The following is a 23,995-nucleotide window of genomic DNA, read 5'->3' on the forward strand; positions in this document are numbered from 1 at the left end:
GCTAGCTCCGCTAAAGACTTTCCTCCAATTCTACTGTTTCTTAAAATAAAAATGCAAAAAGGCTTTGCCCTGGCTAAGAGGCAAAACCTTTTTGGTCTACTCTTCTATATGACTGGCATACACAAACAATCTTTCCTCACGAGTGCCCATGGAATGGCTATATACCCCTGAACAAGTGATGAGAACCAATTCCGGCGAAGAGGTATAGCCGAAAACGGAAGATACATCAGCCTGTTCAAGCGGGACCGACTCCATTGCATAGACTTGGAACGTCAGCTGCTCTCCTTCACCTTCCACAATTATTTTATCCCCTTCTTTTAATTGAGTCAGGTTCCAAAAGATGGCTGGGCCGTCCAATCCGTCTACATGTCCAGCAATAACGGCACGTCCATTCTGCCCCGGCCGGTACCCCGGTTCAAACCAACTGACCTCATTGATATCATCCGGTACGGCCATTGCCCCGGCTTTTGTGGTTCCAAGATGCTGTACGGCTGCTTCCACGCCGATGGCTGGAATAGACACCTTTGCCGGTTTGACACCTTCCCGTTTAGCAGCATTGATAGGATTTTCAGCGGCAGGGCGATGCGAAAGTGTAACTGCCGCAGACTGTTTTGAAGAGAACTCGATATTTTCACTTCGTATGCTCACTTCGTCTTTTGTGCTTTGGCATCCAGCTAATAAAACGAGCGACAGCAATATCAGCCGCTTAGTTTTGAATGCGTTTTTTCCAAACAAAACCGCTCGCTCCAACTACCAGGATGAGGCCTCCTACCATTAATAGCCAAGAGCTTTGCTGGGTATCTGGCGTACCAAGGCCGGTAGTCGGCATGCCGCCTGGAGAACCGGCGCTTTCATAATCCACCAATGCTATCACTTCAAGCGCATCTGCGTTGTTCACGGCAAAGATGCTATAGACTGTCCCTGCTGCCAGTTCCGTTCCTTCAAGCGGCAATACTTGTGTGCCATCAGGCAAGCGGATTTCAAGATCGTATGTGCCGGCATCCACCTCAGCATAATCGGTGATGCCAGGAAATTCAGCTCCGCTGAAAAGGGCATCTCCATCGATCACACCGACATCAACTGCTGGAGCATCTGGCGATAAATGGCCGACACGGACTTTCGCTTTTCCTTCTGATACTTCCATTGAATCTTCAGCAACTACAAATTCCAATGCATCGACTGTATTGGCCGCTGCTACGGTATAAGCTTTTCCGGCTTCAACCGCCAAATCCGCCCGCAGCACCCCTTCACCTTCAGCATATTCAGATCCATTTGCAAAAACTTCTACATCATGTGTTCCAGCCGGAACATCCAAATATCCGGAATTCGCCTTAAAAGCAACATTTTCTAACGTTAATTCGCCATTGACATAGACATCGACCGCCGGGGCATCGGGTGAAGCATGAACGACCCTAACTTTGGCTGTATCCGCTGCATAAACTCCTGAAACCATTGTAAAAACCAAAGCGAAGGCAACAGCGATCAAAGCAAAAACCTTTTTCATCCTAACATCTCCTCTTTTGTATAAGATTTATATAACATTGACACACTTTATTTATACTACTTTTTTGATTTAAAAGCAATATAAAATTCTGATAATTAAAAATATTTACTACAAGTTAATAAACTTTAAGGTTTTGATAAACATAATGAGTTAAGTTTGCAGGTTTACGGGTAACTTAAAAATTAGGAAATATACGAAAAGCCACTGTTGGAAAACCGCAGTTTTCGTGCGGGAACTGATATTATCGAAACTAAACAATCGATTGGCCTAAAGAGCCTAAAAAAACCAAGCTTTTAAAGTACAAGATTTATGCCAGACAAGCCTGCACTTTGATTTTTCCAGATACAGAAGAATTTTTAACCTTTAGGAATGCGCCATACTGCCATATACAGCAAAAAGCGATGCTGCCTCCGGTTAAAGAAAGCATCACCGCTTTGTTTTATATAAAATCTATATATTTCATTCTTTTCGACTGTCCAACCGCATGATCCATCTGCGCATTGTTCGGCGTTGCCGTCTCTCTTTCGGCAATATCTCCCTTGCCTTATTCAATAATACATCGATTTTCTCTTCAATGGCCGCATCTTCATGCCAACTGTATTCGTATAAAAAGTAGTGAAGCAAACGGATGGCTTCTATGCAACTATCTTTGTCTTGAGGGTTCAAAAGGTTGATGTCATCCAATATAATCGAAGCCTCGTCATCCTCCTCCAAGTCTTCCTTTTTAGGTCCATACTCTTGGCAGTATTTCAACATTTCTTCATAGAGTTTTTGCAGTTCTTCCGGGATCGCAGCGGACATAAAAGATTCATGCGGATTGATCAACATCTTCTTTTCCCCCTCTTTTTTTCTGCGACATTAAAGTAGCTCGGTACCCATTTGTTTGACATCTTCTCTTTTTCGTCTAATACTTAAATTCGCTGAAACTTTTAAAAATTCCTGCATATTTATAGGCATGACCGAATATTTTTATATCATTGTTTTATTATCATTCACTAAATGCCATTACCTATGCTTACCTGTTTCAAGGATTTTCAAACTTATATATTTCTTATGCATTTCAAACTTTAAGGGGCGGTTAAAATGAATCAAAAAGCAATAGTCATTGGTGCGGGAATAGGTGGATTGACAGCCGGAGCATTACTCGCTAAGCATGGAATGGAAGTTATCCTTCTAGAAGCTTCTTCAGAATTTGGGGGCAGCGCAGGAAAATTCAAGCGCAAATCTTATTTGTTTCCAGTAGGAGCGACGCTCGGCATGGGGCTCGAACCTGGCGGCATCCACGAACGGGTCTTCCGTTACTTGGAAAAGCCTTTGCTAATCGAACCGCTTGAAACCGTTATGGAAATGGTTCATCCAGAAGCAACATTCACATTTATCAAAGACCGGCAGCGCCATGTTGATGAACTTGTTCGACACTTTCCGGATCATAAAAAAAACATACGCGGCTTTTACAAAGAGATCTATCAAACCGCTGCCATTGTTCGGACACTCATGGGGCCACTGCCGGCACTCCCTCCTTCGACCATTAAAGAGTGGATCGATTTGATGAGTTCAATCCGGCTTCAACATAGCCAGCTTCTGCCTCTATTCCACCAAACGCTCGGACATCGGCTAAAACGCCATCACTTGGATAACCTCACTCCTTTTCGCCAAATGCTCGATGGTTTGTTGATTGATAGCATGCAAACGGACAGCGGGCATGTGTCTTTTCTGCTTGCTGCTGTCGCACTCGACATTTATCATGAAGGCGCTTATTACGTACCGGGCGGCTTGTATCAGTTTGCGGAACTGATGGCATCTAGTATTCAGGAAAATGGCGGCGTTGTTAAAAAACGGCGGACCATAACTAAACTTGAGCAGAATGACGGCCAGTGGCTAGCGACAGACCAGCGCGGCAATTTATACAGTGCAAAAAATGTTGTGTTAAATATACCAATTCACCAACTGCCCTCCCTAATGGCGCCTGATCTGATCGCTAAACTAAAAAAACCGCTCCGTGAAGGACTAAAGACGCCAACTTGGACAACTTTAACACTCTATATGGCAATCGATGAAAGCAAACTGCAAGCGCCTTTGCTTCCATTCCGTCAAATTTCAACCGGCGCAGGCGACTCGCTGACAGAAGGAGAACATTTTTTCATGTCCGCTTCCCTTCCGGGAGATAGCTTGCGGGCTCCTACAGGCTTTCAAACCGTCACTGTATCCACCCATTCCAAGGCGCAGCTATGGAATACAAAAGAGAAATACGATACCATGCGCGAGGTGTTGACTGAGCGGATCTTGAAGGCAATCGATCAAGTGATCCCTCATTTCCGAGATGCGATTGTCCATTTGGAAACGGGCGCCCCTAAAGGCTGGGAGCGCTACACTGGCCGGCTAAACGGCTATGTCGGCGGATTTCCACAAACATTGGACAACGCTTTGTTCAACTCTATTTCCCATCGTTCGGGTTTGCCTGGACTTTACGTCTGCGGCGACCATATATTCCCCGGCGGCGGCACTATTGGCGCGGCGGCAAGTGGCATTCACGCTGCCCGCTCCATAGCCGGCAGCCGGCTCATTTAATTAGAATTCCAATCACTCTATAAAAAATTGGAAGCAGCCTGATAACTAATTTTAAAAAGCTCACTTTATTATACTTAAATAATTATTTTTCATCTCTTTTTTCTGTTTTCAAGTTTTTGTCTCTTCAAAAGCTATGGCTCCCTTAAATTATTAAATAATTTACTTAAGTTTAGTTAACAACATAACGGGTAAATCTATTTTTATATAATTTATAGGAGGCGACCCATAATGGATCAACATTCACTTGGGAGTGATAAATCGGACACCCCCCAAAAATCGGTTAGAAAAATCGCTATAATTTCTACGTTCGGCGGGTTGCTCTTCGGATATGATACTGGAGTTATAAATGGCGCTTTGCCATTTATGTCTAGAGAAGACCAACTCAATCTCACCCCTTTCACCGAAGGCCTCGTTACAAGTTCACTATTATTCGGAGCAGCTTTCGGCGCTATGTTCACCGGAAGATTGGCAGACCGGTTCGGACGCAGGAAAGCTCTCCTTTTCCTTGCCGTCTTCTTTTTAATCACTACACTTGGCTGTACATTTGCCCCCACCGTGCCAGTAATGGTCACATTCCGCTTCTTGCTCGGACTTGCGGTCGGCGGCGCATCAGTAACTGTTCCAACTTTCCTTGCTGAAATGGCACCAGTTGAACGAAGGGGGCAAATCGTCACCCAAAACGAATTGATGATTGTTTCTGGTCAATTATTGGCTTATGTAACGAATGCTATTCTCGCCACTGTCTTTGAAGATTCCGGGCATGTCTGGCGCTATATGCTTGTGCTGGCTACTCTACCGGCAATTGCGTTATGGATTGGAATGTTTATCGTTCCTGAAAGCCCGCGCTGGTATGCAACCAAGGGCAAATTCGGAGAAGCATTGAATGTCCTGCGCAAAATTCGCAGTGAACAACGCGCACATTCAGAAATAGAAGAAATCAGAAATTCACTCGGCGAAGAATCAAAAGTCAAACAGGCTTCATTTAAAGATCTGACGATTCCTTGGATTCGCCGGATTGTTGTTCTTGGGATTGGGCTTGGGGTCGTCCAGCAAATTACTGGCGTTAATTCCATCATGTACTATGGAACACAGATTCTTGAACAATCGGGATTTTCTACTCAAGCAGCTTTAACTGCAAATATTGCAAATGGGGCAATCTCCGTGCTTGCTACATTTGCAGGCATTTGGCTTCTTGGCCGCATCGGCCGCCGTCCGTTGTTGATAGGTGGATTGATTGGAACCACATCAACATTATTATTGATCGGGATTTGCTCGAACGTCCTCGAAGGCTCTGCTTTTTTGCCTTACGTCGTCTTATCATTGACTGTGACATTTCTCGCGTTCCAGCAAGGGGCAATCTCTCCAGTTACATGGCTCGTTTTGTCCGCCATCTTCCCGCTTAAATTACGCGGCATCGGTATGGGTGTAGCAGTGTTCTGGAGCTGGATCACAAATTTCATGATTGGCTTTGCATTTCCAATTTTACTTGATGCGATTGGCTTGTCTAACACGTTCTGCTTTTTTGCAATTTTTGGAGTAGGGGCCATTGCGTTCATCTACAAGTTTATGCCTGAGATCAAAGGGCATAGCCTAGATGAAATTGAACACCACTTCCACAGCCATAATAAAAGTACAAAAATCAAGAAAAAGCCAACTGAACCTCTTTCTAGCATATAAACTGAAATACTCCTTTCCCCCTTGCGTGGTGGTAAAGGAGTATTTTTCTTTTAACTTATGCGCATCTTTTCGTATGCTACCGCTTTGCTTCTGTAAGAATTCTCATTTTTTAAATAATAATAAACCTGCATTCTGTTATATTTAAGATTATAATAGTCCTAATAAAAAAATATTTTCTTATGTATCCTTTCGTCAATAAAGTTAATATAACTATTTACTTTTTGTTTTTTAATAATTCTATTCCTTAAACATAAATTCATGTTTTTCATTTTCGCTGAGGAGGGATCGTGTTGAAAAAGTATGTATTAGACTTCCAAGAAATCGAAGCAGAGGATTTATCGCTCGTAGGCGGCAAAGGATTAAATCTTGGCGAAATGGCGAAGATTCCAAGAGTACGGGTGCCTATCGGTTTTTGTGTCACAACAGAAGCTTACAAAAAGATGATGGAACAATATCCTGAAATCAACGAATTGCTCGAACACCTTGCCCTTTTGAGTGTTGATGATATTGAGCAAATTCGTGAACTTTCACAAGTTATAAGAGATACCATTGAAAAAACAGTTATTCCTCCCGAGGTGCTGGAAGACATTCTCCGCCTCTTTCTAAACTTTGGAGAAAACTTCTTTTATGCAGTACGCTCCAGTGCGACGGCAGAAGATTTGCCTACCGCTTCGTTTGCCGGACAGCACGATACGTACTTGAATGTCCAGGGCCAACGCGCCATCCTGCAGCATATCCGCAAGTGCTGGGCTTCGCTCTTTTCAGACCGGGCAATTGTCTACCGGATCCAGAACGGCTTCGATCATCGGAAAGTGTACTTGGCAGTCGTCATTCAGCAAATGGTCTATCCCGAAGCTTCAGGTATTCTTTTTACGGCAGACCCTGCTACTTCAAACCGAAATGTGCTATCCATCGATGCAAGCTTCGGTCTTGGTGAAGCTTTAGTGGCCGGAATCGTCAGCGCTGACAATTACAAAGTACGCGAAGGGAAAATACTAGAAAAAAAGATAGCCGAGAAAAAAGTGGCCATTGTTCCCTTGAATAATGGCGGAATCGACAAACGGGAAATTGCCACTTCCCAGCAAAAAGAACAAACCCTTACCGATGAACAAATTCTGCACTTGGAAAAGTTGGCAAGAAAGATTGAAGGGCATTTCCGTTCGCCGCAGGATATCGAGTGGTGCTTAGCGGATGGTGTGTTTTATTTTGTCCAAAGCCGTCCTATCACTACTTTATTCCCGCTGCCAAATAAAATGGATGGCAAACTTCGAATATATTTGTCAGTCGGCCATCAGCAAATGATGACAGACCCCATTCGGCCGCTTGGCATGTCTTTTTTTGGGTTCTTAACGGAATATCAGGTGAGTGAAGCCGGAGGGCGATTGTTTGTGGATTTGACGCACGATTTGGCTTCCCCTCTTTCCCGCCGCACTCTCTTGGGTACTATGAAAAAAAATGATCCTTTGGCGTATAACGCCATTCTCGCTTTTTTAGATCGAAAAAATCCGCTTCCTAAAGGAAAGCGAATGTTGAAGTTTGGCAAGGACCAGTTTTCATGGGCTCTCCCGGGTGAATTGCTTCGCTTGCAGCGCAATAACGACAGCAGCCTTGTGCCGCAATTGATAGCTGAAAACGAAATTTCCGTAAAACGGTTAAAGCAGGAGATTCAATCGGTTTCAGGAGATGAAGTGTTTGCATTCATTGAACAGGATTTAAAAAAGGAACTTCGAAGAATTTTATACAATTACAAAAACATGGCCGCCCTTTTGACAGGCATATATGCTTCTTACTGGTTGAATGAAAAAATGGAAAAATGGTTAGGGGAAAAAAATGCAGCGGATGCCTTGACCCTATCGGTACCGAATAATATCACTTCCGAAATGGGGTTGGCGTTATTGGATGTAGCGGATGTTGTACGGCAATACCCAAAAGTGGCAACCTACTTGGAACAGGCCAAAGACGAGAGCTTTTTTGAAGAACTGGAAAATCATATTGGCGGAATACAAGTCAGCAAAGCCATACGGAACTATCTTGAGAAATACGGTGTACGCTGTACCGGTGAAATTGACGTTACCAATCCTCGGTGGATCGAACAGCCGACAGCAATCGTTCCGATGATTTTAAGCAATATCCAAAATTCCGAACCGAACGCCCGCCTTGCTAAAATCGAAAAAGGGCGAAAGGAAGCGAAAGAAAAAGAACAAAACTTATTGCAGCGCTTGGAAAAATTGCCTCAAGGCAAGACGAAAGTGAAAAAGACAAAGAGGCAAATCAGCCTTTTGCGAACCTTTATCGGCTACCGGGAATACCCGAAGTTTTCTTTTATCCAGCGGTTTTATTTCTATAAGAAAGCATTGATGAAAGAAGCAGCCATCTTGGAGCAAAAAGGCGTTTTGCAAAACAAAGAAGATGTTTTCTATTTGAATTTCGATGAATTCCGAAAAGCGGTACGAACCGAAAGGGTGAATCTTCAAATCATCGAAAAACGAAAATCGGACTATGCTTATTATGAGAAACTAACACCGCCCCGAGTGATGACGTCAGAAGGCGAGGTAATATCCGGCAAATATTCAGTTGAAAATTTGCCGATTGATGCGCTTGCTGGAGTGGCCGTGTCTTCAGGAATCGTGGAAGGCCGTGCCCGAATCGTTTTAAAAATGGAAGACGCAATTCTAGAAAAAGACGACATTCTCGTGACCGTTTCTACCGATCCAAGCTGGACACCGCTTTTTGTATCCATTAGCGGGCTGGTCACTGAAGTTGGCGGCTTGATGACACACGGCGCTGTCATTGCCCGTGAATATGGGCTTCCAGCCGTTGTCAGCGTCGAAACCGCTACCACACGCATTAAGGATGGGCAGCGCATCCGGATCAATGGCACAGATGGCTATGTGGAAATATTAGAGGAAGATACATGAAAAGGGCCTTTTCCAGGCCCTTTTTATATGCCGTATTGTGCCGCTTCCAGATACCATCCAGGGCTAGTCGACAAAACTCATTTAAACGCGAGTAAACAAACCGGCTGTTTCGGCAAGGCGGTGTTTCGTGCCGCGGTCATTAGCTTTAAATTCATGTACTTTAAATACTTTTGGGTTCCTGAAATCGACGGCTGCGTTTTCACTCATCGGGCTTCCCCTTTCATCCAGCATAAAAAAGTTGCAGAAAACGCGCATGTCGCGCTTTTCTGCAACTTATTTTTAAGAAGACATTAGCATGCCGCCGTTGACATGGATGCATTGCCCTGTAATATACGCGCCTTCATCTGAAGCCAGTAACACATAAGCTCCAGCATGGTCTGCCGGCTGTCCTGGGCGTCCAAGCGGCGTGGATGTTCCAAATTCCTCTACCGTTTCTTCATCCATAGTGGCCGGAATAAGCGGTGTCCAGATAGGCCCTGGTGCAACCATATTCACACGAATCCCTTTTTTCGCCAAGCTTTGCGCCAAACTGCGGACGAATCCGACAATGGCGCCTTTTGTTGCCGTATAGTCCATCAGTTGCGGATTCCCTTTATACGGGTTGATGGAAGTGGTGCTGATGATTGCGTCGCCTTGTTTCAAATGCGGGACCGCATGCTTGCTCATGAAAAAGTGGGAGTAAATATTGGTCCGGAATGTTTTGTCCCACTGTTGTTCTGTTATATCTTGAATGTCTTCTGTCGGGAATTGAATGGCAGCGTTATTGACCAGTATATTCAACTGCCCCAATTCCGATACAGTTTTTTCGATTAATTCCCGGCATGTCTCTTCCTTGGATACATCTCCAGGAAGCAGCAAGCAACGGACGCCTTCCGCTTCGATTAATCGTTTTGTTTCTTCCGCATCATTATGTTCTTCTAAGTAGTTGACAGCTACGTGTGCGCCTTCCTTCGCGTAAGCGATGGCGACAGCGCGGCCGATTCCGCTATCTCCACCGGTAATTAAAGCCACACGGTCTTTTAATTTTCCGCTTCCCTTGTATTCATAAGGCTGAACCGGTTTGGGATCCATTTCTGATTCGAGTCCCGGCTGATTTTCTTGGGTTTGGGCAGGCTGCCCCTCTTTTTGCCGATCATAAATATTCATCGCTCTTCTCCTCCTCATCCAAATTTTCTCACGCTACTCTTTAACCCTTCTATTTAGGGCTTAAACGTAAGAATTAAAATGACGTTTTTGTATTTTTTATTTACATAAAAATCATGAAATCTTTACATGAACCCTACAATGAATTAGTACTATAGCATTATCATCAAGGAATATTGTAAGTATTAAGCATTAAAAGGAGTTAAGTTCATGCAGCTAGATTTATTGATGACTCGTACAAATAATCCTTTGTGGTATATTTCCTTTTTACTCCGGAAAAGAAGGAAAACCTTGCTGGAATATAAACAGCTAAAAGAATTGCAATCTATTTTAAAGACACAATCAGTAAAAACCTACTTTCAGCCATTAGTATCGTTGGAGAATGGAGAGACAATAGGTTATGAAGTTTTTAACCGCCCTGTCGCCTCCCCCTTATTTCCAACTACAGAAATGTTTTATGACTTTGTTGGACAGACTGACTTGATATTCTCACTTGAAAACACATTCCGGGAAATATCGTTAAACCGCTTTTCCCAATGTGTCCAGCTTCAGCCCAGCGAGAAAGATTCGCTAATCTTTTTAAATGTTCATCCGCATATTTTGATGGACCCCCATTACCGTACGGGGGAAACATTAAAATTGCTGGCTAGCTATGGCTTTTCACCAGAACAAATCATCTTCGAAATATCGGAAAAAGCTGCCATAGAAAACTACTCCCACTTTGAAGAGATCTTGACCAATTACCGTTCACAAGGATTCAGGATTGCCTTGGATGATGCAGGGTCTGGATACAATAGCTTAAAAACACTTGTTTATTTGAAACCTGAATTTTTAAAACTGGATAAGACGGTCATCCAAAACATCGATCAAGACCAAACAAAGCAGCAATTGGTCAAATTGCTGCTTAACTTTTCAAACGAGTCAAATACTCACTTAATAGCCGAAGGAATTGAAAGTGCTGAAGAACTTCTTTACTTGAAACAGAACGGCATACATATTGGACAAGGCTATGCCCTTGGCAAACCAAAGCAAGAATTAGTTAAAGGGACAATGCGTTAAATCACCTACATGGTAATTTAAGTTTTGGGGGAAAATGAGATGTTTACATCTATTGGAGAAATCTACGAGGAAGTGCCGTGTGTGGGGCCGGAAACAAAAAGCCGCGAAGTCGATAAAATTTTTAAAAGCTTGCCCAATATTCAAGGCATCATCGTTAAAACTGATGAGTCTTACTTTGCGCTCGTTATGAAAACATCGTTCTACCAAGTAATCGGCAATCAATATGGATATAATTTGTACATGGGCCGGCCAATTGACTTGATTATGAACAAATCTCCATTGGTGCTGGACCATATGAGGCCGATTTTGGAAGTAAGCCAACTCGCTATGGAAAGGCCCATTGAGGAGCTTTACGACTATATAATTGTAACAAAAGAAGACCAATGTCTTGGCGCAGTGAGCATTCAAAGTTTGCTGCTGGCTTTTGCCAAAATCCAAAAAGAAACGGCACTCTTGATGAATCCACTTACTGGGCTTCCCGGGAATAATTCAATTGATCATGAGTTGGCGAAAATACTGGATGTGGAAAGATTCAGCGTATTGTACGTTGACTTGGATAATTTTAAAACTTATAACGATACGTATGGTTTTAAAAAAGGGGACGATCTGCTTTTGGCGACTGCAGATGTTATAACCAGAAATGTTGCCAACAATTTCTTTGGACATATAGGAGGAGACGATTTCGTAGCTATCCTCCATCATCACAACTATGAAGAAATTGCCGGAAATATCATCAATGATTTTAGCCGGACCATACAAGGTTTCTATTCCGATTTGGATTGGGCACAGCAATACGTTATTGCTGAAAACAGAGCGGGGCATATAGAAAAAATCCCTCTCGTAAGCATTTCGATAGCCATCGTGACCAATAAGGAGCAGTCATTCGTCGGCATCCAACATATTGTGGACGAAGCCGCAACGATAAAAAAATTGTGCAAACAGCAACAATTCAGCTGTTTTATCACCAATTCTCCTAAGACGTTGGCCAAGTGATTCGTTTTATAATATTGAAACACAGCAAACAAAAAAGGGTCCTTTAGGGACCCTTTTTTGTGCATCATCCTTTATTCGATCATGATGCGGTGAGATTTTTCTTGTTTTTCTTCTTCCTTAGGCCGTGGAACTTGGAGCATCAAGACCCCTTCTTTGAATGAGCCAGAGATGTTTTCTTGCTCGATTTCACCGATATAGAAGCTGCGCCGGAACGAACCGTACGAACGCTCTTTGCGGATAAAGCGGCCGTCTTGCTCTTCCGCTTCTTTCATTTGTTCTTTTTTGCCCCGAATTTCCAAATAGCCATCTTTGTATTCAACGTCAATGTCTTCTTTCGTAAACCCTGGCAGATCCACCATAAATTCATAGTGATTTTCTTTTTCCTTAATGTCTACTTGCGGAAAATGAGTTTCCCCAAAAAACTTATTAAAAAAGTCAGTTTCCAATCCACTTCCTAAAAGGCTTGGGAATAACTCAGTCCGTCTTCTTGGAAATAATGTGCTCATGGTAACCGCTCCTTTGATTTTGATTTTTTGGTGTTTAGCAATCCCTAAAACCTGTTGCTACAGAGAATCAGGTGTACACAAAAAAGCAACTTGATGGCTGGCCCCTGCGGGTTCTGCCTTCCCACTCCATCACCTTCTTGGCCCACATTGCCAAACTGCTCCTTTCTATCAATATTCACAGTTAACTTAAGGAAACTAACCCGTAAAATTATTCAACTATTCCGTTTTTTCTTTCCCAATAAAAATTATATTTATTTTTAAAAAGATGTCAATTGATTTACTATCAAAAAAGATATTTATTACAAGTTCGGTAGCGAAGCCAGCAAGCCAAGAGGCACCGAAAGCCTTTCGTTCTCGATGAACCATTCGATTGAACTTTCTTCTTCGTTAGCTGATGCTTTGAGTTTGTTCATCTCTTTATGGAGCCGTTCCATCTTCTGGTCCAATTGAGCTGCGGTAACAGCAGCATCTTTCAATTCCAAAAGCAGCTTCTCAGGAACTGCCCGGTTATATTTGTAGAAAATTTTATGCTCTAAGCTTGCCCAGAAATCCATGGCGATTGTTCGGATCTGCACTTCGATGCACACGTGCTCTTCCCTGTCAGACATAAATACCGGAACTTGCAAGACCAAATGCAGGCTTTGGTAGCCGTTCGGTTTCGGGCTGTGAATATAATCTTTGACAGTCAAGGTTTGGATATCTTTCTGGTTTTGCAGCATTTCACTAATCTGATAAATATCTGAAATGAATGAGCATGTGATTCGTATTCCTGCAATATCGCGTATGTTTTCTTTGATTGAAGGCAATGAAAGTTCATAGTTTTTCCGGCTGATCTTCTCGAGGATACTTTCGAACGATTTTAACCGGGATTCCACGTGTTCGATTGGATTGTATTCATGTATGTATTGGAATTCTTGTTTTAAAATGTCGATTTTCGTATTCACTTCATCAAGCGCAAATTTATATGCCATCATAAAACGCGTGACTTCCGTCTTCATGAGCTTGAGTTCCTGTGAATTCATTATCGTTTTCAGCGCCATTTTATCTGCCCCTTCTCTTCACAACACCCGGCAACTATCCTTTATGCCGTTTGCATACTTCAGCGTGTATGCCTTTGCTTCTCAATGCTTCTACAATTTGAATTGACGTTTTTCTGTTCATCATGTTCCCTTCCTCCTCCCCCGGCAATGAAATCAGCAAGGCTTTGCCTTCTTTTGTTTTGCAATTCGCCTTATTCATATTCCACCAGCCCCTTTGGACAAAATGTTTCGTACGCGGTTATACTTCCAGTGTAAAAGATGAGTATGAACAAACTATTAACGGGAAGTGACAATAAAGTGAAGTTGCATTTTAAGGGGAAATCTATTGAAGTATAAGAAATAAAAAAACACGTCTTCCGCATGAAGCAGAAAACGTGTTTCTTCGGGAAGTCAATGATATTGGGATAAAAACCCTTTAACTTCCTGGCCCATTTTTTCTTTACAGGACTCTGATGGAAAATGGGCCATGTCATATGCACAGCATTTTATCAGATTAGGAATGACATTTGCTGCTGTTTTAATGACAACATCACTTGGAAAGAAAATATCATGTTCTCCTGCTATCAAAAGTGTCGGCGCTTGATAGTTTAAAAGCTCTTTTTTCTTCGTTAACTTTGGCATTTCCTGCTCCAACTTCACATTTTTGAAGACTTCTCCAATGATGTCTTTATCCAGCGCCTGCATGCTGTTCGCAGACATTGCGTCTGTGATTTTCGTCAAATTTTTAGTTGAAAATGTTCTGGAATAGAACATTAAAGGCAACAGTATTTTTCGGATCATGGCCGTTTTAGAGCCTAGCTTCAGCCCTGCAGGAGCAACCAGGACTGCACAAGCAATTTTTTCCGGCATGAATGCAGCTAAGCGCAAAATGATTCCGCCTCCGTAAGAAGGGCCGATAAAAGCAGCTTTTTCCACTTGAAAAAAAGCCATTAGATCTGAAACCCATTCCGAAAAACTTTGATCTGCAGCAGATATCCGGCTTTCTTCACTGTACCCGGGATGTCCGACCGTATCCGGTGCATACACCCGATAGTCTTCCAGCAATCCTGAAAACCAGGACAAGGTCATGGGATTGATGCAGTTCCCTCCCTGAAAAATAAAAATCGGTTTTCCGGCAGCCGGTCCAGTAACCAAAACATGGGTTCTGCCATGGCGCGTATCGACATATTCTCTATCAAAGTCAACAGAGAACGTGTCCAGGTAGGTTTCATAATAATTGAGCAGCTTTATTTTTCCTTCATCACTTTTGTAAATTGATTTCATTTTCACCCTTCTTCCCCTATCTTTTAATAATAATTAAAATTGAAGTACTCGCTTAAACTGATCGAGTAGAGGTTTTTTCAAGGAACTCAGCACTTTTTTTCTTCAGCTCATCACATAACAGCACCAATCGCTTTTTAATCGCTTCCTTGTTTCCATAGCGGATGCGCATTGATTTTGTCAACTCGCCATCCAGCATCTTCTGATGGCTGAACGCCGATTCAAGCAATTGCAGCAATTGTTCTGCACGAACTTCTCTTGCCACTTGTTCGTTTCCTGCACTGTATCCTGCCAAAAAGCCTTTTGCCATCCACCGCAAAATTTCCGCGCATTTATCATATCCGAGCTTTCCATATCTCTCTGTATCTGCCAACAAGGCAAAGAGCGTTTCGTATAAATTCATAAAGTTCCCCGCCATACCACGAGCATAATAGACAATTGGGTAAGGATCGATAATCCGGACCTGCCCTTCACTCAGCACCAAATTTTCAGGTGAAGCATCTTGATTGCTTAAACTAACTTTCGTGAACGCTCGCTTTCTTATGTCGCAAGCTTCTGTAATCGCTTTGCTCATTTTTTCTTCCTTAATCACGGGATTAGCTTGGCAAAGAAACTGATAATCCGCCAGCTGTTCCTCGTTTTCTTCCAGAAGGTTGTCATACGGATTCCCTTCAAGGGATCCTTTCAGCCCATCTTGTTCAGACCAGTAGAGATACCCGAAACCGTTTAGTCCATGCGGAACTTCTTCGGTTTCCCGATAAATCCTTCCGATGTTTTCCCCGATTTTAAAAGCTTCCTCATCTATAAGCCCGTGAATATTCAGACGTTCCCCAGCAAATGCTTCAAGGGTATAACTCAATTCCTCTGAAACATAGAACCGGAAATATTCCGGAGCTGCCCCGCGCACTGCTTGATTGACCGTCTGGTAATATAATGCCGTTCCTCTATATTCTGCATTCAGTGCCGCTTTATCAAATTCTACTGTTTTGCCATATGCTATTTCTTTTGGGATGCGCAATACCAGAACTTGTTCTCCTGTGTTGATTTTCCAAGCATGATGCCATGCCCCTTCTCCCAGGAACGAAGCTTCTGCCTGCTTTAAATCCTCGTGCTGCAATGCCAATTCCAACTTTGATTGATCCATTGTTTTTCCCGCTTTCATAAATGATTGTTTAAGTTTCTTTTATTGTAGCTATTTATTTAGAATATTGGCTACTTTATATTTCATTTTCCTGCGGATTGATACGCGTATCAAAGAAGGCTGTCATGCAAAAAAACCGTTCAGGAATTTAAACAATTCCTGAACGGCTAATTAAAGTTAGTTTTCATTTTTTGCCAGCACTTTATTTATATCTTTTTCAAACGATTCCGGTTGGTCTTTCGGTGCATATCGGCCAACGACATTCCCTTCTTGGTCAACCAGAAACTTGGTAAAGTTCCATTTAATGCTGCTCCCTAAAAAACCTTTGCTATTTTCGGTTAAATAACGGAACAATGGATGGGCATTTTTGCCGTTTACATCAACTATCCCGTGCATCGGAAATGTGACGCCATAGCTTACTCGGCAAGCTTCGGCAGCTTCTTCTGCGCTTTTTAACTCTTGGCGGAACTGGTCAGAAGGAAACCCGAGAACAACAAGCCCATCTTCTTTATACTCCTGGTATAACTTTTCCAGGTTATCAAATTGATTGCTCAACCCGCACTTTGTCGCAGTGTTGACAATCAGCATCGGCTTGCCTTTGTACTCTTTCAACGAATAGTCTTCCCCTGACGATTTTGGTACTTTGATATCGTAAATGTTCATGTTGTCCTGCCCCTTCGTTTGATCCGGCGCAGCCTATAAATCCATTTCAGCGAACGCCGAATTCAATTGCTTTAAATTTTTCATCAATGTAATTGCGCTCATATCGATAAAATTGCAGCTAATGACTTTGTCGTATATAGCTTGCTCAATTGGCCCTTTTTCGTCCAGTGCTTGTCGGGTCAAAGAAATCACATATGCGCGTTTATCTTCGGCTGATTGTTGTTTCGTCAGACGGCCATGTGCAATCATCCGGCTGATAATGGGGTTTAACGTACCGATTCCCAATCCGAGCCGCTCCCCGATATCTTTTGTCAGCAAATGATCTTCTTCCCATAATACTAGAAGGACCAAATATTGCGGAAACGTCAAATTGAACGGTTCAAGCGTACGCGCGTATAATTTTGTGAAATTGCTCGACGCTTTATACAGTTCAAAGCATAATTGCTGGTCAAGTTTTGATGGCAACGCCATGGGAATCACACCTATACATTAGTTTATAAAACAGCGATTTCCACATCGATCGAATCTTTAACAGCTTTGGAGTATGGGCAATACTGGTGCGCTTTATCGACATATTCCCATTTTTTATCATCATCTAAGCCGACGATTTCAACTACAAGTTTAGCGGCCAGCTTAACGCCGCCATTTTCTTTGTCTCCAACTAAAGCGATCGTCGCTTGAACTTCGCTTTTTTCCACTTCCACTTTATCACGTTCTAATACCAATTCCAATGCACTGTTAAAGCAAGCGCTGTAACCTGCAGCAAACAATTGCTCCGGATTGGTGGCTGTTGTTGCCTCGCCGCCCAATGCTTGCGGCTTTGCCACATCCAAATAGAAAATGTTATCCTTCGAATAAACTGCTCCCTGTCTTCCGCCTGTATTGATGACTGTTGTTTCATAAAGTGATCTCATAATAATTTCCTCCTCCGCTTTTATATCGTCCACGATATAAATTTAAACTATATCGTCTACGATGTAAAGTAATGGGCTTGTCTCTTCAAACAAAAAAAGCCGCCATAAAGGCAGCTTTTTTCAGATGAAAGAGGAATTGTCATTCGTATGATGGAAAAAGGGTTTTCGGTTAACTTTGGAATCACTTATTTCAACAATACACGTTTTTTAGTTTGATAGATGGGTGTCAAAAAATAAAGCTCTTTATGACATACAGTGGATATCTTTAATAATTCAAGGAAAATGTTTTCTGATACCGTATACGTATTCATGCTATTATGCATGCTCTGGAGTTTTTCACTCGCTTGATCCCACTTCACTTCTTCGATTTCAACCCATGTGGTCTTTGTCTTAACGGCGGTTTTGACTATCAGCCTTGCGAATAAAGTGATGTAAACAGTCCCTTCTTCTACATGCGTATCTTTTACTCGAGTAAAATAATAGGATCTTCCTTTTACAAATAAGGACATCTTGCTATTCTCCTCCTTAGTCTGCAGTTTTGCCGCTGTCTTCATACCTAACTTGCTGCAGCCCCTACACGGCAGAAACCGAGAAAACAATTTCTTCTATGTATTAAGAATTCGCTTATATATGTTCGGCATTTACATTAACCCATGATAGGTTCAGTTAATTATTTTGCGCGTCTTGCTGGTCCTCTATATTTTCAATATTAGCATTGCTGGGTTTTAGGATAAATACAATGTAGCCTAAATCGTCTTCAAAATCCCAATCCAAAAAGGTTTCAGAAATAATCCGATTTAGTAAAGGTTCAAATTCAATGTCGCTAAGAACTTTTTGTTCCAATTGCCATTTTGCCCATTTTAATTCTTCCTTATGTCCATGCTTGATTAATTCTTTTTCAATCGGCAGCAGGAAATTAGAGCGGCGGACAAGGATAGTGCGGTTGTCCAGCCAATACGTCTCTTGTTCTTCAGGAGCTTTTTCAGTCAAAATGCTGGCTTTTATCAATTGTTCCTGGAATTTTTTCTCGCTCAATCCATCTGGCCATTTGAATTTGCTTCGATCGACGTCTTCATCAATGACTCCGATGACAATGCCCGTTTTCTTTTCCAGGTTCCAATCCGAGTAAACCTCACTCAATTCCAGTTTGCCAATACTTTTAAGTTCCTGGATAACTTCTTCTTTCATGTTGTCCATTAACATATCCCGTGTTTCCAAAACACGCCGCTCCTCATTTTGCTGAAGGAGAAACTTTTCCATCGGTGTAATGAAGCCGCGAAAGTGAATGGTGATAAACGGGCGGCTGATGGTGACATGGACTGAAGTAGGACCTTTACCAAAATACGTACGCATCAAAGCGGAAATATAAGATCCTACTTCCTTTTGTGGTTTCTTTTCTATTTTCATCTGAGACCTCCCTTCCTTACTGAAATCTTCTGTTCAATTGCGTTTTTCCGCACGAGCCGTTTCAAGAAAATAAAAAAAGCCGAAAAGAGCCCCCGTTCCGGGAATTCTTTTCGGCTTTGTTAGCAGCTCTATAGTCTGTAACACTTCACCATTTATCGTGTAATGTATTTCTATATAGGTTGTTGTACGTAAAGGAGCGCAGTTTGAAGATTCATTGATAGATCAATTTGGAAACTCTATTGTTTTCCAAGTAGTTTTATTATACATGACTCGATTACAGAAGGGCAAGCTAGAAAAAATCTCCCGCAATTGGCTTCGTACTACCTTTTCATCAGCAAGCCACGCACAACTTATTGTACTTTCACTTCCTGCCCGCTTTCCAAATCTAAAGCTTTTCCGTTATGGGTGATGGTCAATCCTTCCCCTTCAACGACCATATACGTTGTCGCTTCTCTATTTTTATGGATTTTAAGCAAGCGCCCTTGATAGCGCAAGCGGAATTCCAGCGAAGTCCATTCGGCTGGAAGAGCCGGAGCCAAGGACAGGCCGCTTTCTTTCAAGCGCAAGCCGGCAAATCCGTAAACGATTCCGAGCCAGGTGCCGCCCATATTCGCCATATGCAATCCGTCTTTCGTGTTTTTATGCGTATTTTCCAAATCAAGGCGGGCGGTTTCATTAAAATAATCATAGGCTTTTTCCTGATAGCCAAGTTTAGACGCCATGATGCTATGGACACAAGACGACAGCGAAGAATCATGAGTCGTAATTTGTTCATAGTAATCATATGAATTTTTGATGGTTTGAAAATCCTGTTCGTCTTCTAAAAGAAAATGGGCAAGCACAGTGTCTGCCTGCTTTAATACTTGATAACGATACAAAGTTAACGGGTGGTAATTTAACAACAATGGAAATTTATCAGTTGGCGTATTCTTCAGATCCCAACGTGCTTTCCTTAAAAAACTGTCATCTTGAGCATTGATGCCAAGTGTTTCATCATAAGGCAAGTACATACTCGCGCCGGCACTTTGCCAGATGCCTACTTCAGTTTCCGTCAGTTCAAGTTGGCTGGCTAGTTGATGCAGACGGTCGCTGTCTGCTTTTTTAAGAAATTCATATACTTTTGCCGCCCATAATAAATTGTGCTTGGCCATGGCGTTTGTATAGTAATTGTTGTTGACGATACAAGTATATTCATCCGGCCCCGTTACAGAATCGATTCGAAATTCTCCGTTATGCATATGGCCGGCATCCGCCCACAGACGCGCCGTCTCAAACAGAACTTCTGCCATATAGTCTTTCATGAATTCCTCATCTTTTGTCGCCAAATAGTATTGGATATAGCTGTACGCAATGTCCGCACTAATATGATATTGAGCTGTTCCAGCCGGGAAGAATGCCGAACTTTCCGAACCGGTAATGGTTCGCCAAGGGAATAAGGCCCCTTTTTCATGACCCATTTCTTTTGCCCGTTTTCTTGCACTGTCCAAAATTGAATAACGGTGCAGCAATAGGTTTTTGGCGATTTCCGGATTGGTCATCAAAAACACTGGAAAGATATAAATTTCCGTATCCCAAAAGTAATGCCCTTCGTAGCCTTCGCCTGACAACCCTTTGGCTGATATATTGCTGGCAGGGTCTTTGCCCACTGATTGTAAAAGTTGGTATAAGTTAAAGCGAATTCCTTCTTGGACACGCTCGTCTCCTTCAATTGCTACATCAGCAATCTCCCAGTAGTTGTCCAAATATGATTTTTGCTCTGCAAGTAACATCTCAAAAGTTTTGGTTTGTGCTTGCTGAAGAATGTTGACTGCTTCTTCTACAAGGTTTTTGCCGTGCCGCAAAGTATCAGTGTAGACGCTGAATTTAGTAAAGTGAATGGGCTCTTTGCCCGCGCAAACGTAAACTTCTTCTATCCTCGAGTTTGTAAGATTGCTGTCGTATGTATGATTCTCTGCTTCAATGGAAGAAGTAGAAACACAGGCCACTTCCAGACTGGTGACATAAGTCGTGTCTTTCACAATATTGAACCGATTTTCTTGCCGTACCTCTGTTACATGAAGCCGCTTGGCATGGCCAGATGCCAGGCGGGGATCTTCTTTGTCAACAAAGTTTGAAACATCGCCGTTGACCGTAGAAACAATTTTAACTTGCTCGATAGGGGTAACCGCTTCCACTTTGATGTCTATAGCAAACAACTCTCTTGTTGCAAATGAAACAAGCCGCTTAAAATGTATCTTCACTTCTTTGCCTTGCGGGGATATCCAATGGACAATGCGTTCCGCAAAACCTCTATCCATGTGCAAGTTGCGTTCGCAGAAAAGAACTTCTCCTTCAAATAATGAAAAAAGTTCCCCGTCCAGGTAAATGCGGATAGTCTGCGCATCAATGACATTCAGTATTTTTTGCTGAGTTCCCGGAAATCCGTACAGCTTTTCTCCGTATGTGATGTCCGTTTCATCATGAAAAGCGTTAATATAAGCGCCCCGAATGGATTTGTAGCCTTCTTTGTAGCCTTCTTCGAAATTCCCTCTGATCCCCAGATATCCATTCCCTAAAGATAAAAGGCTTTCATTAACCAATAGGTTTTGATTATCCAATTCAAACTTCGTCAATTTCCAGGTCATTCTTCTTTCACTCCTTGCTTGCTGATAATTTTTTCTATTAAAATCTGGGGCTTTTCTTTTGATACTGCCCGATAATTTCTTCGAAAACCAAGGCGGCAGTATCCGTTACCAGATAATCGGCATGTGAAAGATGGGCAGCGTCTCCGATGCCAACTGAAAACATATTCGCTTTATTTATAGCCTCTACACCAGCGGCTGAATCTTCCAGTCCAACGCAATCAGGGTACGCAATTCCCAGCGCATCTGCTGCAGTAGTAAACGTTTCAGGATCGGGTTTTCCTTTTTCCACTTTTGACGCGTCCACCAGATAATCGAAATAACCGGTCAAGCCAAGTTTATCCAAAATTGCCGGAGCGTTTTTACTGGCTGAACCAAGCGCAATTTTCACGTTTGCTTCCTTGTTTGCCAGTAGCAGCGCTTCAATTCCCGGAAGGATATGAGACGGATTGACCGCTTCGATCAATTCCAGATAATATTCGTTTTTACGGGTTGCAAGTTTTTCCTTTTCTTCGGAGGAATACGTTTGTAGAGAAGGATCAATGGCCAAAATACGGTCCAGCGAATCCATGCGGCTGATTCCTTTAAGTTGTTCGTTAAACTGGCGGTCAAAAGATATTCCTAGCTCTTCGGCCAGTTTTTGCCATGCCAAAAAGTGAAATTCTGCAGTATCTGTGATAACACCGTCAAGATCATAGATAAAAACTTTTGGAAATTTCGTCATGCAGCAGATTCCTCTCTTTTTCAAGCATCTAAACACTTGGTAATGTTTTAACGCTTTCCCGCGCCATCAATTGATGCTTGACCCAAATATGCTGGCGCTCAAGATTGTTTTCTTTAATGTCTTGAAGCAAACGCGCGGCTACTTTTCCGATTTCGACAAAATCCTGTTTGATTGTTGTAAGCGGCGGCTGAGTATAGCTGCTAAAGATTAAATCGTCAAATCCGGTCACTGAAATATCTTCGGGTATACGCAGCCCTGCTTCCTTTATAGCCTTTATAACGCCAAAGGCCATCAAATCGCTAAAGCAAAAAAAAGCTGTCGGCTGTGTTTTCTGCAAATACATTTTGCTTAGCTCATACGCTGCTTCCTCAGAAAAATCGGCATCCAAGAAATCCACATCGTCCAGTTTCATGCCATGAGCATGCAAAGCCTCTTCCAACCCTTTCATCCGTTCCTTATTCACATATGTTTCTTTTGTTCCGCTCACTACGGCCAGGTTTCGATGATTTCGCTCCAGTAAGTAAAGCGCCATTTCTTTGCTTGCTAAAGCGTTATCAATCGAAACACTGCCAATCAAGCCATTTTCAGTTTCGTTCATAATATCAAGCACAACACAAGGAATGTTGGTATTAAGTAATTCTTTATAGTACTGGTCATCCGTCCGAATTCCTTGGAGAATCGCACCGCCGATATTTCGTTCCCGGCAATATTGGACATAGCTTTGCTGTTTCTGTTTTTGAGAATCTATAAGATTGATGGACAACTCAAAGCGGGTCTCTGAAATTTCCCGGTATACCCCTTTGAATATGTCAAACGCATTATTGTCTTTTTCGTTATCATTCAAAACGCCAGATGAAATCAACCCAAGTGTCATCTGCTTTTTTGAAGACAGATTTTTTGCTACGATATTCGGTGTATAGTCCAATTCTTTTGCAACCGCAAAAATGCGCTGGCGTGTTTCTTCGCTCACGTCCACATAATTGTTGTATGTCTTTGACACTACACTGATTGATACACCGGCTTTTTTTGCAACATCTTTAATGGTGGCCATAGTCTACTTCACATCCTGAAAAATAATAAGTACTAAGAAAACATTCCCTGAAAAATATTACTAGGCTCGTTGCAGGCAAATCAAACTTCTTTGCTGCTCAATGCTTTTTTCTCCACTTTTAAAGTGAATCGATAGAAAGCCAAAAATGAAAGAAAGGCGCTGATCGTGCCTGCAAAAAGCGGCAATAAAAACAAAAGTTCTGTAGCACTTACATAAAAAATCGATAAGTTGCTGAACAGGATGAAGAGACTTAGCAAAGGATTTCCTACTGTGACGAAAAAAGCATTTTTCATTAACGCTTTAGCACTCATTTGATAATGGGCACTTAAAGAGAAAAAGTTTATGGTAAAAACGAATAGGATCAACCCTATGACCACAAACACTGTACGGAGCAAATCATTTTCGTTTTTGATAAAAGTAAAATCCACAATCCAGACTAACCAAATGGCCGTTAATGCCATACCTGAAACAAAGCTTTTCTTATAATTGTCTTTTACATGCGAAAAATACGTTTTCGTTAGAGAAGCTTGATCTTTTTTTAGGATCCATTCCCGCGCTGCAGCAAACATTGCAACTGTGCTTGGAAAGAACAAGGCTGGCAGCAAAAACACGAGCGGCAACAAATAAACCAATGTCCCGATTTCTGAATCCCCGAAGAAAGCACTGCTGATTGTAAAGAAAATTGGAATATTAAGGATAAACCAAAAAATATTGATGACAGAAAAACGCATGATCCATTCAGTGGCAATGTATAAGGTTTCTGTTAATCCTGAAAAGTCACGCATATTGTTCCCTCCTGCAAGAAT

At 42.2% G+C, this 23,995-nt stretch carries 23 protein-coding genes; 5 read left to right on the plus strand and 18 right to left on the minus strand.

Annotated features, from left to right (window positions below; translation table 11 throughout):
- Positions 1-96: 96 nt before the first annotated feature.
- From FQV28_RS01145 to FQV28_RS01155, 3 genes are all read right to left on the minus strand, one after another.
- Positions 97-735 (minus strand): class F sortase, encoded by a 639-nt coding sequence (locus tag FQV28_RS01145; protein ID WP_146493767.1) that lies wholly within the window; start codon positions 733-735, stop codon positions 97-99.
- Positions 707-1,504, minus strand: a complete 798-nt coding sequence (locus FQV28_RS01150; RefSeq protein WP_146493768.1) for a DUF4397 domain-containing protein — start codon at positions 1,502-1,504, stop codon at positions 707-709. Before FQV28_RS01150 ends, FQV28_RS01145 begins: the two co-directional genes overlap by 29 nt.
- A 459-nt stretch (positions 1,505-1,963) precedes the next feature.
- A complete protein-coding gene (locus tag FQV28_RS01155; RefSeq protein ID WP_146493769.1) occupies positions 1,964-2,332 on the minus strand; it encodes a D-aminoacyl-tRNA deacylase in 369 nt (122 codons plus the stop codon).
- Between the two features lie 255 nt (positions 2,333-2,587).
- Between FQV28_RS01155 and FQV28_RS01160 the strand changes: the two genes are divergently transcribed.
- The 3 genes from FQV28_RS01160 (at position 2,588) to ppsA (ending at position 8,667) form a co-directional block, all read left to right on the plus strand.
- On the plus strand, positions 2,588-4,072 hold the full coding sequence (locus FQV28_RS01160) for a phytoene desaturase family protein (protein ID WP_146493770.1): 1,485 nt from the start codon (positions 2,588-2,590) through the stop codon (positions 4,070-4,072).
- A gap of 228 nt (positions 4,073-4,300) precedes the next feature.
- Positions 4,301-5,749, plus strand: coding sequence for a sugar porter family MFS transporter (locus tag FQV28_RS01165; RefSeq protein ID WP_146493771.1), 1,449 nt, complete (start codon positions 4,301-4,303; stop codon positions 5,747-5,749).
- A 290-nt stretch (positions 5,750-6,039) separates the two neighbouring features.
- On the plus strand, positions 6,040-8,667 hold the full coding sequence (ppsA, locus tag FQV28_RS01170) for a phosphoenolpyruvate synthase (RefSeq protein WP_146493772.1): 2,628 nt from the start codon (positions 6,040-6,042) through the stop codon (positions 8,665-8,667).
- A gap of 81 nt (positions 8,668-8,748) precedes the next feature.
- Here ppsA and FQV28_RS19400 read toward each other — a convergent pair whose 3' ends face one another.
- Entirely contained in the window at positions 8,749-8,874 is a 126-nt protein-coding gene (locus tag FQV28_RS19400) for a hypothetical protein (RefSeq protein ID WP_255472751.1), read from the minus strand.
- A gap of 72 nt (positions 8,875-8,946) precedes the next feature.
- Positions 8,947-9,813, minus strand: a complete 867-nt coding sequence (locus FQV28_RS01175; protein WP_146493773.1) for an SDR family oxidoreductase — start codon at positions 9,811-9,813, stop codon at positions 8,947-8,949.
- A 207-nt stretch (positions 9,814-10,020) separates the two neighbouring features.
- Between FQV28_RS01175 and FQV28_RS01180 the strand changes: the two genes are divergently transcribed.
- Together FQV28_RS01180 and FQV28_RS01185 are read left to right on the plus strand one after the other, a co-directional pair.
- Complete coding sequence (locus tag FQV28_RS01180) at positions 10,021-10,869, plus strand: EAL domain-containing protein (protein WP_146493774.1); 849 nt, start codon at positions 10,021-10,023, stop codon at positions 10,867-10,869.
- Positions 10,870-10,908: 39 nt separating this feature from the next.
- Positions 10,909-11,862, plus strand: a complete 954-nt coding sequence (locus FQV28_RS01185) for a GGDEF domain-containing protein (RefSeq protein WP_146493775.1) — start codon at positions 10,909-10,911, stop codon at positions 11,860-11,862.
- A 71-nt stretch (positions 11,863-11,933) separates the two neighbouring features.
- On the opposite strand, the gene FQV28_RS01190 is transcribed toward FQV28_RS01185, so the two are convergent.
- The 13 genes from FQV28_RS01190 to FQV28_RS01250 form a co-directional block, all read right to left on the minus strand.
- The gene (locus FQV28_RS01190; protein WP_146493776.1) at positions 11,934-12,368 is read right to left on the minus strand and encodes an Hsp20/alpha crystallin family protein; all 435 of its coding nucleotides are present in this window, start codon (positions 12,366-12,368) and stop codon (positions 11,934-11,936) included.
- A gap of 299 nt (positions 12,369-12,667) precedes the next feature.
- Entirely contained in the window at positions 12,668-13,408 is a 741-nt protein-coding gene (locus FQV28_RS01195; RefSeq protein WP_146493777.1) for a GTP pyrophosphokinase, read from the minus strand.
- Positions 13,409-13,798: 390 nt separating this feature from the next.
- On the minus strand, positions 13,799-14,671 hold the full coding sequence (locus tag FQV28_RS01200) for an alpha/beta fold hydrolase (RefSeq protein WP_146493778.1): 873 nt from the start codon (positions 14,669-14,671) through the stop codon (positions 13,799-13,801).
- A 52-nt stretch (positions 14,672-14,723) separates the two neighbouring features.
- Entirely contained in the window at positions 14,724-15,812 is a 1,089-nt protein-coding gene (locus FQV28_RS01205) for a hypothetical protein (RefSeq protein ID WP_255472752.1), read from the minus strand.
- Between the two features lie 174 nt (positions 15,813-15,986).
- Positions 15,987-16,472 (minus strand): glutathione peroxidase, encoded by a 486-nt coding sequence (locus FQV28_RS01210; RefSeq protein ID WP_146493779.1) that lies wholly within the window; start codon positions 16,470-16,472, stop codon positions 15,987-15,989.
- Between the two features lie 33 nt (positions 16,473-16,505).
- Positions 16,506-16,943 carry a MarR family winged helix-turn-helix transcriptional regulator gene (locus FQV28_RS01215; protein WP_146493780.1) on the minus strand — a complete coding sequence of 146 codons (438 nt, stop codon included), beginning with the start codon at positions 16,941-16,943 and terminating at the stop codon, positions 16,506-16,508.
- Between the two features lie 23 nt (positions 16,944-16,966).
- Positions 16,967-17,386: an organic hydroperoxide resistance protein gene (locus tag FQV28_RS01220; RefSeq protein ID WP_146493781.1), complete on the minus strand. Its 420-nt coding sequence runs from the start codon at positions 17,384-17,386 to the stop codon at positions 16,967-16,969.
- Between the two features lie 185 nt (positions 17,387-17,571).
- Positions 17,572-17,895 carry a hypothetical protein gene (locus FQV28_RS01225; protein ID WP_146493782.1) on the minus strand — a complete coding sequence of 108 codons (324 nt, stop codon included), beginning with the start codon at positions 17,893-17,895 and terminating at the stop codon, positions 17,572-17,574.
- 157 nt (positions 17,896-18,052) lie between these two features.
- The gene (locus tag FQV28_RS01230) at positions 18,053-18,793 is read right to left on the minus strand and encodes a Na-translocating system protein MpsC family protein (protein ID WP_146493783.1); all 741 of its coding nucleotides are present in this window, start codon (positions 18,791-18,793) and stop codon (positions 18,053-18,055) included.
- Positions 18,794-19,143: 350 nt separating this feature from the next.
- A complete protein-coding gene (locus FQV28_RS01235) occupies positions 19,144-21,417 on the minus strand; it encodes a glycoside hydrolase family 65 protein (protein WP_146493784.1) in 2,274 nt (757 codons plus the stop codon).
- Positions 21,418-21,454: 37 nt separating this feature from the next.
- Positions 21,455-22,138, minus strand: coding sequence for a beta-phosphoglucomutase (pgmB, locus tag FQV28_RS01240; protein WP_146493785.1), 684 nt, complete (start codon positions 22,136-22,138; stop codon positions 21,455-21,457).
- 28 nt (positions 22,139-22,166) lie between these two features.
- Complete coding sequence (locus tag FQV28_RS01245; RefSeq protein ID WP_146493786.1) at positions 22,167-23,189, minus strand: LacI family DNA-binding transcriptional regulator; 1,023 nt, start codon at positions 23,187-23,189, stop codon at positions 22,167-22,169.
- 80 nt (positions 23,190-23,269) lie between these two features.
- Positions 23,270-23,974 carry a YesL family protein gene (locus FQV28_RS01250; protein WP_186763749.1) on the minus strand — a complete coding sequence of 235 codons (705 nt, stop codon included), beginning with the start codon at positions 23,972-23,974 and terminating at the stop codon, positions 23,270-23,272.
- Positions 23,975-23,995 lie beyond the last annotated feature (21 nt).

It is taken from the genome of Planomicrobium sp. CPCC 101079 (assembly GCF_007859275.1).
Classification (GTDB): Bacteria; Bacillota; Bacilli; order Bacillales_A; family Planococcaceae; genus Planococcus.